The organism is Pseudomonas sp. B13(2017) (genome assembly GCF_002113245.1).
Taxonomy (GTDB): Bacteria; Pseudomonadota; Gammaproteobacteria; order Pseudomonadales; family Pseudomonadaceae; genus Aquipseudomonas; species Aquipseudomonas putida_Z.
Map to the genome: position 1 here is coordinate 299490 of NZ_NEJX01000003.1, position 17027 is coordinate 316516.

The 17027-nt window shown below is 62.5% G+C and carries 19 protein-coding genes and 1 pseudogene; 6 read left to right on the forward strand and 14 right to left on the reverse strand.

Annotated features, from left to right (window positions below; genetic code table 11):
* Positions 1-89 precede the first annotated feature (89 nt).
* Positions 90-437, forward strand: a pseudogene (locus tag CAG44_RS29015) (transposase); the annotation flags it as partial.
* A gap of 102 nt (positions 438-539) precedes the next feature.
* Here CAG44_RS29015 and CAG44_RS06650 read toward each other — a convergent pair.
* Entirely contained in the window at positions 540-1445 is a 906-nt protein-coding gene (locus CAG44_RS06650; protein ID WP_013971007.1) for a LysR family transcriptional regulator, read from the reverse strand.
* 107 nt (positions 1446-1552) lie between these two features.
* On the opposite strand from CAG44_RS06650, the gene CAG44_RS06655 reads away from it, so the two are divergent.
* Both CAG44_RS06655 and CAG44_RS06660 read left to right on the forward strand, forming a co-directional pair.
* Complete coding sequence (locus tag CAG44_RS06655; RefSeq protein WP_085691816.1) at positions 1553-2824, forward strand: D-amino acid dehydrogenase; 1272 nt, start codon at positions 1553-1555, stop codon at positions 2822-2824.
* Positions 2825-2851: 27 nt separating this feature from the next.
* Positions 2852-3754 carry a transporter substrate-binding domain-containing protein gene (locus CAG44_RS06660; protein ID WP_085691817.1) on the forward strand — a complete coding sequence of 301 codons (903 nt, stop codon included), beginning with the start codon at positions 2852-2854 and terminating at the stop codon, positions 3752-3754.
* Between the two features lie 153 nt (positions 3755-3907).
* On the opposite strand, the gene CAG44_RS06665 is transcribed toward CAG44_RS06660, so the two are convergent.
* A complete protein-coding gene (locus CAG44_RS06665; RefSeq protein WP_085587429.1) occupies positions 3908-4204 on the reverse strand; it encodes an addiction module antidote protein in 297 nt (98 codons plus the stop codon).
* Complete coding sequence (locus tag CAG44_RS06670; RefSeq protein ID WP_080604915.1) at positions 4201-4494, reverse strand: type II toxin-antitoxin system RelE/ParE family toxin; 294 nt, start codon at positions 4492-4494, stop codon at positions 4201-4203. The genes CAG44_RS06665 and CAG44_RS06670 overlap by 4 nt, the downstream gene beginning before the upstream one ends.
* A gap of 219 nt (positions 4495-4713) precedes the next feature.
* On the opposite strand from CAG44_RS06670, the gene CAG44_RS06675 reads away from it, so the two are divergent.
* Positions 4714-5601 carry a bestrophin family protein gene (locus CAG44_RS06675; RefSeq protein WP_075043821.1) on the forward strand — a complete coding sequence of 296 codons (888 nt, stop codon included), beginning with the start codon at positions 4714-4716 and terminating at the stop codon, positions 5599-5601.
* A 130-nt stretch (positions 5602-5731) separates the two neighbouring features.
* Here the strand turns inward: CAG44_RS06675 and phnE are convergent, their stop codons facing one another.
* Genes phnE through CAG44_RS06695 form a run of 4 tightly spaced genes read right to left on the reverse strand, consistent with a single transcriptional unit; the run spans position 5732 to position 8986 of the window.
* The gene (gene phnE / locus CAG44_RS06680; RefSeq protein WP_015269003.1) at positions 5732-6499 is read right to left on the reverse strand and encodes a phosphonate ABC transporter, permease protein PhnE; all 768 of its coding nucleotides are present in this window, start codon (positions 6497-6499) and stop codon (positions 5732-5734) included.
* Positions 6496-7323, reverse strand: a complete 828-nt coding sequence (locus tag CAG44_RS06685; protein ID WP_075043819.1) for an ABC transporter permease — start codon at positions 7321-7323, stop codon at positions 6496-6498. Before CAG44_RS06685 ends, phnE begins: the two co-directional genes overlap by 4 nt.
* On the reverse strand, positions 7317-8111 hold the full coding sequence (locus tag CAG44_RS06690; RefSeq protein WP_085587682.1) for a phosphonate ABC transporter ATP-binding protein: 795 nt from the start codon (positions 8109-8111) through the stop codon (positions 7317-7319). Before CAG44_RS06690 ends, CAG44_RS06685 begins: the two co-directional genes overlap by 7 nt.
* A 20-nt stretch (positions 8112-8131) precedes the next feature.
* Complete coding sequence (locus CAG44_RS06695; protein ID WP_025337756.1) at positions 8132-8986, reverse strand: putative selenate ABC transporter substrate-binding protein; 855 nt, start codon at positions 8984-8986, stop codon at positions 8132-8134.
* 126 nt (positions 8987-9112) lie between these two features.
* Here CAG44_RS06695 and selD point away from each other — a divergent pair, with 126 nt between their 5' ends.
* Both selD and mnmH read left to right on the forward strand, forming a co-directional pair.
* Positions 9113-10147 (forward strand): selenide, water dikinase SelD, encoded by a 1035-nt coding sequence (gene selD / locus CAG44_RS06700; protein WP_085691818.1) that lies wholly within the window; start codon positions 9113-9115, stop codon positions 10145-10147.
* Positions 10147-11259, forward strand: a complete 1113-nt coding sequence (mnmH, locus tag CAG44_RS06705) for a tRNA 2-selenouridine(34) synthase MnmH (protein ID WP_085691819.1) — start codon at positions 10147-10149, stop codon at positions 11257-11259. Before selD ends, mnmH begins: the two co-directional genes overlap by 1 nt.
* A gap of 121 nt (positions 11260-11380) precedes the next feature.
* On the opposite strand, the gene CAG44_RS06710 is transcribed toward mnmH, so the two are convergent.
* The 7 genes from CAG44_RS06710 to alaC form a co-directional block, all read right to left on the reverse strand.
* Complete coding sequence (locus tag CAG44_RS06710) at positions 11381-11767, reverse strand: lysozyme inhibitor LprI family protein (RefSeq protein WP_085587420.1); 387 nt, start codon at positions 11765-11767, stop codon at positions 11381-11383.
* A 19-nt stretch (positions 11768-11786) separates the two neighbouring features.
* Positions 11787-12326 (reverse strand): hypothetical protein, encoded by a 540-nt coding sequence (locus CAG44_RS06715; RefSeq protein ID WP_085691820.1) that lies wholly within the window; start codon positions 12324-12326, stop codon positions 11787-11789.
* Between the two features lie 12 nt (positions 12327-12338).
* Complete coding sequence (locus tag CAG44_RS06720; RefSeq protein ID WP_008093840.1) at positions 12339-12902, reverse strand: GNAT family N-acetyltransferase; 564 nt, start codon at positions 12900-12902, stop codon at positions 12339-12341.
* Between the two features lie 210 nt (positions 12903-13112).
* Entirely contained in the window at positions 13113-13364 is a 252-nt protein-coding gene (locus tag CAG44_RS06725) for a DUF3077 domain-containing protein (protein WP_085691851.1), read from the reverse strand.
* 436 nt (positions 13365-13800) lie between these two features.
* A complete protein-coding gene (locus CAG44_RS06730) occupies positions 13801-14184 on the reverse strand; it encodes a YkgJ family cysteine cluster protein (RefSeq protein ID WP_003259127.1) in 384 nt (127 codons plus the stop codon).
* 159 nt (positions 14185-14343) lie between these two features.
* Positions 14344-15471 carry a hypothetical protein gene (locus tag CAG44_RS06735; protein ID WP_085691821.1) on the reverse strand — a complete coding sequence of 376 codons (1128 nt, stop codon included), beginning with the start codon at positions 15469-15471 and terminating at the stop codon, positions 14344-14346.
* Positions 15472-15585: 114 nt separating this feature from the next.
* Positions 15586-16794 carry an alanine transaminase gene (gene alaC, locus CAG44_RS06740; protein WP_025337748.1) on the reverse strand — a complete coding sequence of 403 codons (1209 nt, stop codon included), beginning with the start codon at positions 16792-16794 and terminating at the stop codon, positions 15586-15588.
* Positions 16795-17027 lie beyond the last annotated feature (233 nt).

Below are 17027 nucleotides of genomic sequence, written 5' to 3' on the forward strand. Positions count from 1 at the left end.
TGATGCGACCCGACGCCAAAGTCAAAAAAGTGTACCTCTACCCCAAGCCCGTCGACTTCCGAAAGTCCATCGATGGCCTGGCTGCGCTGGTCGAAATCGTCCCGATGCAGATTCGCGTCATCAAACATGTTCGCAAGGTGTATGACTGCCGCGACTGCGAGTCAGCGCCCGTAACGGCGGACAAGCCTGCCTAGGTGATCGAGAAGAGCATGGCTAGCCCGAGTGTGCTGGCCATGCTGCTCACCACCAAACACGTAGACGGCCTACCGCTTCATCACTTCGAAAAAGTGTTGGGGCGCCACGGTATCGATATCCCGCGCCAAACCCTGGCACGCTGGGCGATTCAATGCAGCGAGCACTTTCAGCCGCTGCTGAATCTGATGCGCGAAAGCCTGTTAGACAGTCGAATCATCCACTGTGATGAAACCCGTGTTCGCGGGCACGCCCGCTCCCACGGTGTCCCTGCTAACTCAATTAGTTATGTGCAGTTCCATGAGAGTCCGGGCTGACATTGATGCGCTTTCCGGGCATATCTGCAATCAGCGCCAGCGATCCAGCTGCCCCTGGGCACGGCTGCTGAAAATCGTCAGCAGCTCGCTCAATGTATGCGGTGACGGTTCGGCAGTGCGGGTCACCGCATACAAGGTAATCGGCAGCGCCGGGGCCAGCGGCCTGATCGCGGTCGCCCCAGGCGCCGCGCCAAGTGCGGTGAAGGGATCGATCACCGCCAGCCCAGCACCGGATTCGACCATCGCCCTGGCCAGTGAATAGGTTTGCACCGCGATGCTGACCCGTGGCGGCGGCTCCACCGCCTTGAGGTAGCTTTCGAGGCGCACCGACAGCGGATCGGCGCTGGACAGCCCGATCATGGGCGCACCGGCCAGTGCCGCCAACGGCAGCGGCTTGCCTTCATCTTCCAGCGGCCAATAACCTGCCGGTGCCAATGCCACCAAAACTCCGCTGGCCAGCGCCTGCGCCTTGAGCGCTGGGTGATCTGGCTGTTGCAGGGTCAGGGCGACATCGATCTCCCGCATCAACAGGTTCTGCACCAGTTCGCGACTGTGGGCGCTGGACAGCTCGCAGGCGATGTCCGGGTACCGCTGGGTCCACTCATGAATGGCCGGCGGCAGCAGTGACAGGGCCAGCGCCGGGGTCGCACCGATCCGCAGGCTGTGGCCCGGCGCGCGACGCAGGCTTTGCGCCAGGCGTCGCACCCCTTGCAGGCTCTCCGTGACCTTGTCGACCTCACGCTCCAGCTCCAGCGCTTCGGGTGTGGGCTGCAGCTTGCCGCGCACCCGCAGGAACAACGGAAAGCCCAGTTGCTGCTCGGCGTGCTGCAGCACCTTGGTCACGGCAGGTTGGGAAACGTGCAGCAACTGCGCGGCACCGCTGACCGAGCCGGTCTGGCGGATGGCCTGGAAAATTTCGATATGACGAAGGCGCATGGCAAGTCCATAACCTTTGTTTATGGCTCAGCGATCTTTATTCATTTTTCGCCACCTGTCACCTGACCCTAACCTCAGCCTCGTTCCAACCACGACCAAGGACTGACATGGCTCAGCATGTATGCATCATCGGCGGTGGCGTCATTGGCCTGTCAACCGCTTACGCACTGGTACGCGACGGCTTTGATGTGACGCTGATCGAGGCTCGCGATTCGTTGGGCAGTGAAACCAGCTTCGCCAATGGCGGCCAGCTGTCCTACCGCTACGTGGCGCCCCTGGCCGACGCCGGAGTGCCATTGCAGGCCATTGGCTGGATGCTGCGCGGTGAATCGCCGCTGCGATTGCGCCCGCGCTTCGATCGTGCGCAGTGGCGCTGGATGGCAGCATTCCTTGGGGCTTGCCGCTCCTCGGTCAACCGCGCCAACGCCGGCCATCTGCTGCGCCTGGCACTGCTGAGCCAGTCGACCTTGCAAGCCTGGCGTGAGGAGGACGGCCTGGGTGGTTTCAACTGGCGACGCAACGGCAAGCTGGTCACCTTCCGCAAGGCCAGCAGCTTCGCACATGCGCGCAATAACCTTGCCGCGCCCCAGCAACAACAGGTGCTGTCGCACGCCGACTGTGCCCGTCTGGACCCAGCGCTGGCAGAGGCGCCCTTTGTCGGCGCCATCTATACCCCGGATGAAGAAGTCGGCGATTGCCACAGCTTTTGCCAGCAACTGGCGGCGCGCTTGCAGGCGTCGGGACGCTGCAAGTTCCGCCTGGGCCAGGCGGTGTCCGGAATTCGCCATGCGCATGGCGTAGTGAATGCGATTGAACTGGACGACGAAGTGCTGCCGGTGGAGCACCTGGTGGTTGCGGCCGGCCATCGCAGTGCGTTGCTGGCGCTGCCGGGCATTGACCTGCCGCTGTATCCGCTGAAGGGTTATAGCCTGACAGTACCGATCGGCGCCCAGCATCGGGCGCCGGACCTGAGCATCACCGACTACGACCGCAAGATCGTCTACGCCCGGATCGGTGAACAGTTGCGTGTGGCGGCGATGGTCGACATTGTCGGTTTCGACCCGTCGCTGGATCCCAAGCGCCTGGCCTTGCTCAAGCGCCAGGCCCGCGAGACTTTCGCCAACGCCGGTAATTATGACTACGCCATCGAATGGGCCGGCATGCGTCCGGCCACGCCTAGCGGCGTGCCGCTGCTGGGCGCAACGGCGTATCGCAACCTGTGGCTGAACCTTGGCCATGGTGCGCTGGGCTTTACCCTGGCCTGCGCCAGCGCACGTTTGCTGAGTGAACTGATCGGCCAGCGCCGCCCCTCCATCGACCTGCAGGGTTTCACCGCCCGTGCGGCTGGTGGAAGTAACCGTACTGCAGCATGTCTCTGATCCCCTCACCTACAACGGAGAATAACAATGCGAAAAATCACGTTGATCGGCTGCACCCTTGGCCTGTTGCTAGGCACCCAGGCCCATGCTGACGAAGCAGCGCTGGGGCCTACCCTGAGCAAGATTGCCAGAGCCAACAGCATTACCCTGGGCTATCGCGATGCTTCGGTGCCGTTCTCCTACGTGGGAGATCATTCGGGACAACCCATGGGCTACTCAGTAGACCTGGCGAAAAAGATCGTCGAGCGGGTACAGCAAAAGCTGGCATTGCCCCAGCTCAAGGTGAAGTACAACCTGGTGACATCGCAAACCCGCATTCCGCTGGTACAGAACGGTACCGTTGACCTGGAGTGCGGCTCGACCGGCGTCACCGCAGAGCGCCAGAAGCAGGTGGCGTTTTCCTACGGGTTCATCTATGTCAAAGGTCAATTACTGACAGCCAAAGACAGCGGGATCAAGAGTTTCGCCGACCTGCGCGGCAAGAACGTGGTAACCACCGCCGGCACCACCAACGAACGCTATCTGAAAAGCTACAACGTCGATAACAAGATGGACATGTACGTGATCAGCGCCAAGGACCACGGTGAAGCCTTCCAGATGTTGCAGTCCGGCCGAGCGGCGGCGTTCTACATGGACGATGCGCTGCTCTACGGAGAACGCGCCAAGGCCCGTGATCCGCACAACTGGGTGGTGGTCGGGGAAGAGCAGTCGCGGGAAATCTACAGCTGCATGGTGCGCAAGGATGACCCACAGTTCCTCGCGCTGGTGAACGCATCGCTGGGCGAACTGTACAGATCAGGGGAAATCAACGGGATCTACCAGCGCTGGTTCGAACAACCGATACCGCCCAAAGGCTTGAACCTGGAATTCCCGATGACCAGCGAACTCAAGGCCATCTTTGCCAAGCCGGTGAGTGACCCGGTGGAGTAGCATCCAGACGACCAGCCCCTCTGGCTCACGGCCTCGCCAAGTACTGGAGGCAATGGCCTCGGCCGCTCCGACCGCGCCCCGTTGCCAGCGCAGGAATGACCTGCCATGAAGCTGACCAACCGCCCCGTTCAGCCCTCCGAAATCCCTGTTCTGCTAGCGGGGAACTACATGGGGCTGAACGAGGAGGTCGACACCCAAGGCACGAATGACTTTCAGCACAGTGTCAAAGCGTGGTTTTGCGCCTGGAGTGAGTGCCTTGTACAGACTTTCCCTTCCCAACCCACTCTCGGTGGCGATCTGCGTCATTCCCCGTGCGCGAGCGATATGGCTAAGTGCCCGAATTATTTCCTCGGTATCGCCATCTGCGAGGACCTGACTAAGGTACTCAGTGATGGCCTCATCACTACTCAACAAGGCCGCCATATCAAACGGGATCAACTTTTCGCTCATTTCATCTCCTTCAGCAGTTTTCTGGCTTTGAGGATATCGGTGGCCTGGGTGGACTTGTCTCCGCCGACCAACAGCAGAACCAGCCTCTGGCCCTTTTGCGCAAAATAGACACGATATCCAGCAGCTACATCGATGCGAAGCTCACCGATACCGCCTCCAAGCCATTTGACATCTCCAAGATTCCCCATTGCTGCTCGCTCCAATCTACGACCTATCGCAAGCTGGGCCCTCAAATCTCTCAAGCTGGATAGCCAAACTGCAAAGCTCTCCGTCTGTTCAACGAGATACATCAAGTGGTCACCCAATCGTATCCGTACGGATACACCCATTCAAGTGTTGAAGCGGCCCACTCTGTCGCCTTACCCCTTATATGGGAACTCAGGCATTTCCCATAACGGGGTCAGACTTTTCTCTTCACGGTCACAAAAAACCTTGCAACATTCAACACCCGAACCTTCGCCGAGCCTCGACGTCCGATCCTGCATCACCCGCGTTTCGAGGTACCCCGCGTGAAAGACATCATCACCCGCAAGTACCGCCTGGTCGTGAAGACTGTCGGCTACATCGGCTGGTCGCTGTTCTGGCTGCTGATCTGGGATGTGCTGGTCACCATCGATTTCATGCTGTTCTTCAACAGCAAGTTCACCCTGCCGCTAATCCCGTTGACCTTGCTGGGCTCGGCGCTGGTGGTGCTGGTGAGCTTTCGCAACAGCAGCGCCTACAACCGCTGGTGGGAGGCGCGCACATTGTGGGGGGCGCTGGTGAACAGTTCACGCAGCTTCGCGCGGCAGGCGCTGACCCTGATCGATGACCCGGATGATGGCCTGAACCCGATCAAGGCTACCTTGCTGCGCCGGCATATCGCCTATGTGAACTGCCTGGCGGCACACTTGAAGGGCGAGCGCTGCCCGGATGAACTGATGGCGTTCATCCCGCCTGCGGAATTCGAGCGGCGCAACCGTTCGAACAATTTCGCCAACGACATCCTGAGTGGTTCGGCGGCGTTGCTGGCGCGGGAATACCAGGCCGGGCGGCTGGACAGCATTCGCCTGGCAAGGCTGGAGTCGACGCTGGTGGACCTGTCCAATGCCCAAGGTGGCATGGAACGGATCGCCAATACGCCGCTGCCCTACCCTTACGTGTACTTTCCACGGCTGTTCATCACCCTGTTCTGCCTGATCGTACCGGTGGGGCTGGTGGAATCGCTGGGCTGGTTCACGCCGCTGGCTTCGACGGTGGTGGGCTTCATGCTGCTGGCCATCGAGCGGATCGGGACGGATTTGCAGAGCCCGTTCAGATTCAGTGAACACCAAATCCAGATGGACAGCATTTGCGAGACGATCGAGCGGAACCTGGAGTCGATGCAGCGGGAGGCGCAGTGCGGGGAGTTGGCTTAGTGCCAGACCTCAACGGCCCTATCGCCGGCAAGCCAGCTCCCACAGGGGCCGTGGAATCCTGTGACCTTGCACCGTACCTGTGGGAGCTGGCTTGCCGGCGAAAGGGCCGCAACGCGGCCCCGGCTATCCATCAGGCCCGCACATAGCGCTGGCGCAACACATCACTCAACGCGTCCACCAGTAACACCAGCACCAGCATCCCCATGATCACCGTGCTGGCCTGGGCCTCCTGGAACAGGCTCAAGGTGGTGTACAGCATCTGCCCCAATCCACCTGCACCGACAAACCCCAGCACGCTGGCCATGCGGATATTGTTCTCCCACCGATACAGGCTATAAGCCAGCAACTGCGGCCACAGATTGGGCAAGGTGCCAAAGCAGAATGCCGCCACCTGGCTACCGCCCTGCAAGCGGATGGCCGCCGCCGGCTCCGGCGGTGCGTTCTCCAGCGCCTCGGCAAACAGCCGCCCCAGCACGCCAGCGGTGTGCAGCGCCAACGCCAGGGTACCGGCATTCGGCCCAAGCCCGGCCGCCAGCACCGTCAGCGCGGCCCACACCAGTTCCGGGATGGCCCGCAGGGCATTCAGCAACAACCGCGCACAGGCCTGCAGCGGCCAACCGAACCGGCCAGCGGCCGGCAGCGCCAACAGCATGCCCAGCAGCATGGCCAACAAGGTGCCCAAGCCCGACATGGCCAGGGTTTCCAGCGCCCCGTGCGCAACCGCGCGCAGGTGCCCGGCAGACAGGTCCGGGTGCAGGAAACGCCCGGCATATTCGCCCATCTGCCCCAGCCCGCCGTTGCCGACAAGCGCCTGCAAGTCCAGCTCCAGGTATGCGAACGAGGCCATCACCGCAGCCACGATGGCGCCTAGCACCAACCAATTGATGACCCGGTTCATGCCAGCCTCCAACGCAGGAAGCGGCTGAGCAGGTCGGCCAGCATCACCAGGACCAGGAACGTCAGCAGCATGCTTGCCACTTCCGCTCCAGCGAACATGCGCATCGACAGGTCGATCTGCTGCCCCAGCCCGCCAGCACCGACAAAGCCCATCACCACCGAGGCGCGTACGGCGCACTCCCAGCGGTACACGGTGTAGGACACCACTTCGGACACCGCACTGGGCAGGATGCCGTAGAAAAACGCAGCCAGGCGGCCACTACCCGCCTGCAGCAAGGCATGGGCCGGGCGCTGGTCGACCGACTCGAAGATCTCGGCATAGACCTTGCCGAGCATGCCACTGTAGGTGATAGCAATGGCCAGTACGCCCGCCGTCGGCCCCAGCCCCACGGCCCGCACGAACAGCAACGCCCAGACGATTTCCGGCACACTGCGCAGGAAAATCAGCAACCAGCGCACCGGCAGGCGCAGCAACCGCGACCATAACCCGGCGCGACCGCCACGGGAGGCTGCGCGCAGCGACAGGGCACGGCTGGCCAGCAACCCGGCAGGGACCGCCAGCAGCAACGCCAACGCCATGCCGGCCGTGGCCACGGCCAGGGTCTGCAAGGTGGCTTCATACAGCAGCGAAAGGAAGTCGGCATCGTGTGCCGGTGGCCAGAAGGCACTGGTGAAACTGGCGATCTGCTGGCGGTTCTCTGCCTGCAGCAGCACCCCGGGGTTCAGTTCGCTCAACCGGATGCCAGGCCATAGCACCGCCACCGCCAGCAGGGTCAGCAGCAACCGCGGCAGCAGCGCCGGGTCGCGGGCATCAAGCTTCAGCATCGCGGAATCTGCACGGTCAGGGTCGGCCCCTGGCTTGGCGGTGAAGCCAGTTGTTCGTTGGCGTACAGCGCATCCAGCAACTGCTCGGTCACCGCTTGCGCCGGGCAGTCGAACGCCACCTGCCCTTCGCGGATACCAATCACCCGCGGGAAGTGCGCCAGCGCCAGATCCACGGCATGCAGGCTCGCCACCAGGGTCACGCCATTGGCCTGGGCGTGGCGGTTGAGCAAGGCCAGGCTGTGGTCGGCCAGCACCGGGTCCATGGCCGACACCGGCTCATCGGTCAGCAACACCTGCGGCCGCTGGTACAGCGCCCGGGCAATACCCACCCGCTGCAACTGGCCACCGGACAATTGCCCGCACTGCACGAACAGTTTGTCGGCCAGGCCCAGCTCGGCCAGGGCTTGGCGCGCCCCCGGCACATCACTGGGGTATAGCAGGTTGAGCAGCCCGCGCAACACACCCCACTGCCCCAGGCGGCCGGCCAGCACCGCCGTCACCACCCGCTGGCGCGGTGGCAAGGGCGGTGCCTGGTGCACCAGGCCTACCCGCGCACGCAGGCGCTGGCGGGCCCTGGCGGACAGCGCCCAGGGCTGTTCGCCGAGCAGCTCCAGGCGCCCGCTGCTGGGCTGGACGGCGGTCGCCATCAGGTGCAGCAAGCTGGACTTGCCCGCGCCCGAAGGCCCGATGATGGCGACGCGCTCGCCCTGGCCGATGCTCAGGCTCACGGCATCAAGCGCACGCACCTGGCCATGGCGCAGCCCGGCCCCGTGCAGATGAATAGCCACATTGGAAGCCACTGTCGATGTCACTTGAGCAGGCCGGCCTCGCGTGCTGCCTGTTCGGTGCCCACGTAGTTCTCAGGTTTGGTCTCGATGAAGCGGCTGGCGGCCTGCAGGTCGAGGATCGCCTTGTGCTCCGGGTTGGCCGGGTCGAGGCCGAGGAAGGCTTTCTTGATCTTCTCTTTCAGCGCCGGGTCCATGTTGCCGCGCACGGTCCAGTTGTAGTCGAAGTAGGTCGGGGTGGTGGCGAACACCTTCACCTTGGCGGTATCGACCTTGCCGGCATCCACCAGCTTCTGCCACACGCTGGCGTTGAGCACGCCGCCATCGACCTTGCCGGCCTGCACCCAGGCCACGGTGGCATCGTGGGCGCCGGAGTAGGCGACGCGGCCGAAGTAGTCTTCAGGCTTGATGTTGTCCTGCTTGAGCATGAAGTAACGCGGCATCAGGCTGCCCGAGGTAGACGAGATGGAACCGAAGGCAAACGACTTGCCCTTGAGGTCGGCCAGGCTCTTCACGTCGGGGTTGGCGGTAATGAACTTGGAAGTGAACTGCGCATCCTGTTCACGCTGCACCAGCGGCGTGGCGGCAGGGTCCTTCAGGTGCACCTGCACGAAAGTGAAGCCCCCCAGCCAGGCCAGGTCCAGGCGGTTGGAAGCCAACGATTCGACTACCGCCGGGTAATCAGCCACCGGCACAAACTTCACCTCCATGCCCAGCTGCTTGGCCAGGTACTCGCCCAAAGGCTTGAACTTGCGCTGCAGTTCGGTCGGTGCTTCGTCAGGGATGGCGCTGACCCGCAGGGTGTCGGCAGCCTGGGCGACAACGGCACAGCAAGACAGCACGAGGCCGGCGGCGAGCGCCAGAGGGCGTTTGAGCATGGGTGTTCTCCGGTTCAATAGCGGGGAAAGGCCGGCTTATGCGCCGACGACGGGAATTATAAGAGGCGCAGGCGCAAAGGCCAGCTTTGCTACAATCGCGCATCAAATTGACCTCCTGAGGTGCACATGAGCGAGCCGATTCGCCTGACCCAGTACAGCCATGGTGCCGGCTGTGGCTGCAAGATATCCCCCAAGGTGCTGGATGTGATCCTCGCTGAAAGCGGCGCCCAGGCCCTGGACCCGAAACTGTGGGTGGGCAACGCCTCGCGCGACGACGCTGCCGTGTACGCGCTGGATGACGAGCGCGGCGTGGTCTCGACCACCGACTTCTTCATGCCGATCGTCGATGACCCGTATGACTTCGGCCGCATCGCCGCCACCAACGCCATCAGCGACATCTACGCCATGGGCGGCGACCCGCTGATGGCCATTGCCATCCTCGGCTGGCCAGTCAACGTGCTGCCGCCGGAAGTGGCCCGCGAAGTGATCCGCGGTGGCCGTGCAGTGTGCGCCGAAGCCGGCATCCCGCTGGCCGGCGGCCACTCCATCGACGCCCCCGAGCCGATCTTCGGCATGGCCGTCACCGGCGTGGTCAGCAAGCGTCACCTCAAGCGCAACGACACCGCCAACGCAGGCTGCCACCTGTACCTCACCAAGCCGCTGGGTATCGGCATCCTCACCACCGCCGAGAAAAAGGCCAAGCTGCGCACCCAGGACCAGGGCCTGGCTCGCGACTGGATGTGCACCCTAAATACCCCCGGCAGCCGCTTCGGCAAGCTTGACGGGGTCAAGGCCATGACCGACGTCACCGGTTTCGGCCTGCTCGGCCACCTGGTGGAACTGGCCGAAGGCAGTGGCGTTACCGCACACCTGGACTATGCCGCCGTCCCGCGCCTGCCCAGCGTCGACCACTACCTGGCCGAGGGCTGCATCCCCGGCGGTACCCTGCGCAACTTCGACAGCTACGGCCACAAGATCGGCGCCCTGAGCGACGACCAGAAGCACCTGCTGTGCGACCCGCAGACCAGCGGCGGCCTGCTGGTGGCGGTTACCCCGGAAGGTGAAGCCGAGTTCCTGGCGGTGGCCGCCGAACTGGGCCTGCAGCTGGCACCGATCGGCAAGCTGGTCGAGCGACAGAGCCACGCGGTCGAGGTGATCTGATGCGCCCCGACTGCACCGACTTCCGCCAGTTGTTCCTCGACGATGTGCCGATGATGGACATGCGTGCACCTGTCGAATTTGCCAAGGGCGCCTTCCCCGGTGCCGTAAACCTGCCGCTGATGAATGACCAGGAGCGGCAAAAGGTCGGCACCTGCTACAAGCAGAAAGGCCAGGCTGAAGCCATCGTTCTGGGCCACAAGTTGGTCAGCGGTGAGATCAAGCAGGCACGTCTGGAAGCCTGGGCAAAGTTCGCCAAGGAACACCCGGAAGGCTACCTGTACTGCTTCCGTGGCGGCCTGCGCTCGCATCTTGTGCAGAAAGTGCTGCGCGATGAGAAGGGCATCGACTACCCGCTCGTCGAGGGCGGCTACAAGGCCATGCGCCACTTCCTGCTGGAGACTACCCAACAGGCGGTCGCGCAATGTGATTTCGTGCTCGTGGGCGGCCTGACCGGCACCGGCAAGACCGACGTGCTGCACCTGCTGGACAACGAGCTGGACCTGGAGGGCTACGCCAACCATCGAGGTTCCAGCTTTGGCAAGCGCGCCACTGCACAGCCAGCGCAGATCGACTTCGAGAACAGGCTGGCCATAGACGTGTTGAAAAAACGCGCCCGGGGTATCGAGCAGTTCGTGCTGGAAGACGAAGGCCGAATCGTGGGCAGCTGCACCGTACCGCTGGAGTTGTACCAGGGCATGCAGCAATACCCGCTGGTGTGGCTGGAAGACAGTTTGGCCAACCGCGTGGAGCGTATCCTGCGCGACTACGTGATCGACCTGAGCGCCGAGTTCGTCAGCCTGCATGGTGAAGAAGATGGCCTTCGACTGTTTGCCGAGACGCTTCTGCAGAGCATGGCCAGGATTCACAAGCGCCTCGGCGGCGAGCGCCATCAGCGGCTGTCGGAAATCCTGCGCCAGGCGCTGGAAGAACAGCAGCGCAGTGGTTCGGTGGAGTTGCACCGGGTCTTCATCGAAAGCTTGCTGAGCGAGTATTACGACCCGATGTATGCCTACCAGCGTGCAGCGAAAGCAGAGCGTATCGAGTTTGCCGGTGATGCGGTGGAAGTGCGCGAGTACCTCAAGGCCCGGGCGCTGCGCGAACCGCGCAAGTAAAACGGGGCCGCTTCGCGCCCTATCGCCGGCAAGCCAGCTCCCACAGGTATTGCACTGCCTGACAGGGCACGCGTTCCCTGTGGGAGCTGGCTTGCCGGCGATAGGGCCAGTACAGACAACCTCACTGCCCAGGGCTGAGCACCCGCTCCAGCTCCGCCGCGCGGTCGCGGGTCATGTCCATCACACAGGTCCCACCTTCCAGCTGCGCCATGGTCCCGCCACTGGCCTGCACATGGAACCCGCAATTGCCATCGCGGTAGGCAAGCCACTTGCGCTGCACATCACGCAGGCTCTTCTGCTGCCCAGCATCCAGCTTACCCATCAATTGCTTGTACACCCGGTTCAATCGCTGGTCCTGCAACTGCGTCTCGGCCCGAATGCAGTCGCTCATGGCCACGGTACTGGACGCCTTGTCCATGCACTGCCCGTAACCCGGCGTGTAATCATCCGCCAAGGCCAGCGGCAGCACACAGGCCACTGCCAGGCCCGTCAGGTAATGCTTGGTCATCAACCCCTCCTTGTGGGTATCACAGCGTCTGTGGCTGTTCCGGCGGCATCAGTACCTTGCCCGGTTCGAAGCGCAGCGATGGCATCTGCGTTGCCGCATACAACGCCACGCCAAGCGCCGCGATCAACACCACATCCAGCCAGCTCCAGCCCGGCATGTCGTCGGCGCTGCGAGCCCTCCAGCAATGCCAGGCCTGGCCCACGCAAAACACCACCATCGCCGCCAGCCACAGGTAGAAACCGGCACCGAAACCAGCCAGGTCATGAAATTCATAGCTCTGATTGTCCGGCAGGCGGTCAATTCCAAAGCTGCTGGCCGCCAGATACACAGCCACCAGCCCGACCAGCAATGACAGCCGGCGAAAGCGTCGATGAGCAAGGACCGCCAGCGCCAGCAACGGGTTGGCAAACCACTGGTACAGACCGAAGGGCATGCCCCAGGGCCCGTACAAAAGCATCTGCAGGGCCGGCATGTGGCGGTCGCCACTCATCAGCGCGCCATCGAAGAACAGTGCGAGCAGGTACAGCAGCAGGCTGGCGCTCAGGTAAAAAACTGGCAAGAGATTTACTTCCTATGCAACCGGGGGCTCTAGCAGAAGGCCATAAATACCCGAATCGGACAACTCGCCGGCAACGCACCAACGCGCACGCAATGTGCCTTCCAGCACGAAGCCCTGGCGCTCCAGAGTGCGTGCCGAACCTTGGTTGCGCGGGTCGATCTCGCCTTCCAGGCGGCGCATGTGCAGGGTGTGGGCGAGGTAGTCGATGAAGCAGGTCAGTGCTTCGTCCATGTAGCCCCTGCCCTGCACCGCGCTGGCGAGGCAGTAGCCGATTTCACCACGGCGGGATACATCGTCGATGTTGAACAGCTGGACCATACCGATCAGTTCGCCGTTGTCACGGCGGTACATGCCAAGCTTGAGCTGGTCGCCATTGGCATAGGCTTCGCGGTCGGCGGCCAGGGCGCTTTCGGCTTCGGCCAGGTTTTGCCAAGGTGCATGGTGCCAATAGCGCATGACCTCGGGGTCGGCCATGATCGCCAGCCATTGCGCGGCATCGGCATGGCGCATGGGGCGCAATTGCAGACGCGGGCTGTCGAGGCAGAGGTCACTGGGGAAACTGCGGGGTGGGGTCACGCCGGATCTCCTGTCCATTGCTGAGGAGATGACAGTTTAACGTCAAGCGATCGGTTCAAGCATCCCGGGGCTGCTGCGCAGCCCATCGCCGGCAAGCCAGGCTCCCACAGGTATAGTGCAAGGCTCCGGGCCTGTGGTGTACCTGTGGGGGCCTGGCTTGTCGTGGCGACGAACCGCGTCGATGGGCCGCAAAGCGGCCCCAAAAATCGTTCAGGCGCCCCGATTCAAGCCCATTTCCATGTCATTGATCAGCGCCTTGGCCATGGCACTGAGAATCCGTGCCGCGCTGCCGGCGATCTTGTCGCCCTCCATCTCGGCCTCTTCGTTCAAATGCTTGATACAGCCGATCAGCACCGACAATTCATCGAATGCCAGATCAAGCGGGACGTTCGGTTCTACCCGGTACAGCTCGAGGAACTTCTCCACGCCTGCGGTGGTGCGGGATTTGAGGTGATTGCTCATGATGAACTCCAAATGTGTGCTGAAGGCAGCCACCTCGATCCTTCTCACAGATTTGGGCGGCAGCCGTGCGCGAGGTGAGAAGCCCGTGTTGGAGTCACCACGGTCAGGCCGAAGCCTGCACGCGCACAGCTGCCATAAGCTGACAAGAGGACTACCAACGACGAGTTCTCACACTCGCTCGCCTTCTGGGCGAACGGTGAAGTTAACGCTGTGGAATTTCCCTGCCTATCAGACGGCAACCGACTGAGCTCGTAGGATAATTCCCAATGCCCGGCCACCTGAAGCATTTGGTTTCAGGTTCAGAATCTTCTTACAGCTGATGGCCTCTTCGCGGGCACGCCCGCTCCCACAGGGACCGCACAGTGTTTGAGTCCTGTGCAGTACCTGTGGGAGCGGGCGTGCCCGCGAAGAGGCCGACAAAGGCAACCAGGATGAATCAGGCCACCTCAGCCCCATCATCCGGCCAATGCGGCTCGTTGGCCCCGGGCGGGGTCAGCGGTGGCAGGCCATACGCTGCCCGCGCATCGTCGCAGCTGGGGTTATGCACCCCACCCTCCCACGACGCCTCGAACTCGCGGCAGGGGCTGGAACGGTTGGCGTAGATGGTGCACGCCACCTCCTGGCCGATCTCGCCCTGCAGGCTGATGCAGCGGCAGGGTTTGGCATCGGTGCCGATCATGGCAACACGGGTGGGGTTGATCTGTACCACCAGGTCGTCCGGTACAAGGCCCCCGGCAGACTGGCATTCGCCCCAGAAAAAGGACACACGGAAGTACCCGCAGCAGGCGCCGCAGTCAAGGCAAGGGTTGTATTCGGACATGATGGCACGAAGGGAAGGTTGTTGTTATCGGGGCTGGCCCGCGGCGCCATTTTCAATCCAAGCCGGGGCGGCTGGATAGAGGGGGAATGCAAAAATATTTGCCGCTGATCCGACGATTCAATATAGGCGACCAACGTCTTTCCCGGCCACCCGTTCAAGTTAGCGTAATGCCTTGTAGGAAGTGACATCCCAATGCTGCAGGCCAAGGCCTTCGGTCGGCTCATAGCCATTACCGCACACCTTGCTGAAGGGAATGCAGGCCTCGCCGCAATACACCAAGCGGTCGTCATCTTCGCCCTCGGTAAGCACGGTATAAGACTCGCTGCGCATGGCCTTGTACTGCCCTTCGGCAGCGGCCATGACCATGTGATATCGCATCAACTGGCGGTCGCTCAGGGACAGGCGCTTGTCCAGTTGCACACCCCAGCGGGTCAGGCAGACCTCGGCAAAATGGCGAACGATCAACCCTGGCTCCGCCAGTACCTTGCCGTCACCCGCACCGTCGACGGAGGCGTTGCCCACCAGCGTGGCATGCCGGCCTGGCATGGGGTAGATGCACATCCGCGTATCCGGTTCGACCGAGGGGATCACACAGGCGAAACCTTTTGATCGTTCGTCCCGCGAATAGAAACCCACGTACTCGCGGACATTGCCCGCCAGGGTTACCCGCTGGCTTTGCAGGTTACCGATGCCAGGCACCGGGTCGATGACGAAGATATTGACGGGTATGTCCCGTAATACAGGGTCCTGCGCCATGGCGTTGGCCAGCATGTGGCAACTGATCCCTCCCCTGCTCCAGCCCACAAGGTTTACCTGGGTCGGCAAGCGCGGCTTGCGGAACACGCTGATGATGCGCTCCTGCAACTCCTGCGGTGTTGGATGGCGCTCGCCGTAGTCGTAGGTGCGCCAGAACCAGGAGGCTGTGGAGGAAACATCCGGAATGGGTACGCCAGCATCCTTGAGGCGCTCGTACTCCTCCTCGCTCAGCTTGGTGCGCTGCCAGCTGCTTTCACCCTTGATCACCTGCAGCACATGGTTGACGTTCTCTTCCCACCCGCGGCCGAACAACTGACCGGTCCAGTTGAAGTAGCCGCCGGGCTCGACGAACAGGTTGTCGTCCTGGAGGTTGCCGCTGCCGGGGCCGTCAACGGCGATCCAGTGGGCAAACTCGCGGCCCTGGTCATTGCTGGCCAGGGTAGAGACCAGCTCGCCATTCCAGAAGTTGGGGTTGGCGTCGTCGAAGCGGTGGGAACCGGTGCCGCAGAAATAGGCGGTGAAAACACTCATTTGTGGATCTCTGTGGTGAGAAATGAGTGCAGAAAAATAGGTAGATCAATCGGTGGGATGCAGGTGGAAAACTCGCCCTTGAGTCAGTCGGGGCTGCTTTGCAGCCCCAACAGCTTATTTGCGGGCCACCCCATCAGCCCGGAACATCTGCCGGATCCCGCGAATCGCCTGGCGAATACGGTCCTGGTTCTCGATCAGGGCAAAGCGCACATGGTCATCACCATAATCACCAAAGCCGATCCCCGGCGACACGCATACCTTGGCCTCGGCCAGCAGCTTCTTGGAGAACTCCAGCGAGCCCAGGTGCGCGTACTCCGGCGGGATCTTCGCCCACACGTACATCGAGGCCTTGGGGTTCTCGACCATCCAGCCCAGCTCGTGCAACCCTTTCACCAGCAGGTTGCGGCGCTGGCGGTATTGCTCGGCGATGTCGCGCACGCACTGCTGGTCGCCTTCCAGTGCTGCAATGGCAGCCACCTGCAGCGGAGTGAAGGTACCGTAGTCGTGGTAGCTCTTGATCCGCGCCAGGGCACTGACCAACTCGGGGTTGCCGACCATGAAACCGATCCGCCAGCCGGCCATGTTGTAGCTCTTGGACAGGGTGAAGAACTCCACCGCGATGTCCTTGGCCCCCGGCACCTGCATGATCGACGGGGCTTTCCAGCCGTCGTAGACGATGTCGGCGTAGGCCAGGTCATGCACCACCAGCACGTTGTACTGCTTGGCCAATGCCACCACGCGCTCGAAGAAGTCCAGTTCCACGCACTGAGCGGTGGGGTTGGACGGGAAGCCGAGGATCATCATCTTCGGCTTGGGGATCGACTCGCGGATGGCCCGCTCGAGTTCGTTGAAGAAGTCCACACCCGGTACCAGCGGCACCGAACGCACCTGAGCACCGGCAATCACCGCCCCGTAGATATGGATCGGGTAGCTGGGGTTGGGCACCAGCACCGTGTCGCCCTGGTCGAGGGTGGCCAGCATCAGGTGTGCCAGGCCTTCCTTCGAGCCGATGGTGACGATGGCTTCGCTTTCCGGGTCGATGTCGACCTCGTAGCGTTCCTTGTACCAGTTGGAGATGGCCCGACGCAGGCGCGGGATGCCACGGGAGGTGGAGTAGCCGTGGGTGTCTTCACGCTGGGCGACCTGCACCAGCTTCTCGACGATGTGCGGCGGGGTGGCGCCATCGGGGTTGCCCATGCTCAGGTCGATGATGTCCTCGCCACGGCGGCGGGCAGCCATCTTGAGCTCGGCAGTGATGTTGAAGACGTAAGGGGGGAGACGATCGATGCGCGCAAAGCGGCGCGGCGAACCTGGGTTGGCCATGGCTTCCTCTGAGTACGTAAGCGCCCGGAACCGTCCGAGCGACGCTGGCCGATGTAGCGGCCTGAATCAGAAGATAGTGCCGATACCGGATGCTTGTAAAGGACAATTTCCTGTTTTCATAGATCTTTTCAGATGTATTTTTTGAAAATAAGAAATTTAAATTCTGCTGTGCCGGCCTCTTCGCGGGCTTGCCCGCTCCCACAGGATTACTCACCTGCCCCGAGACCTGCGCC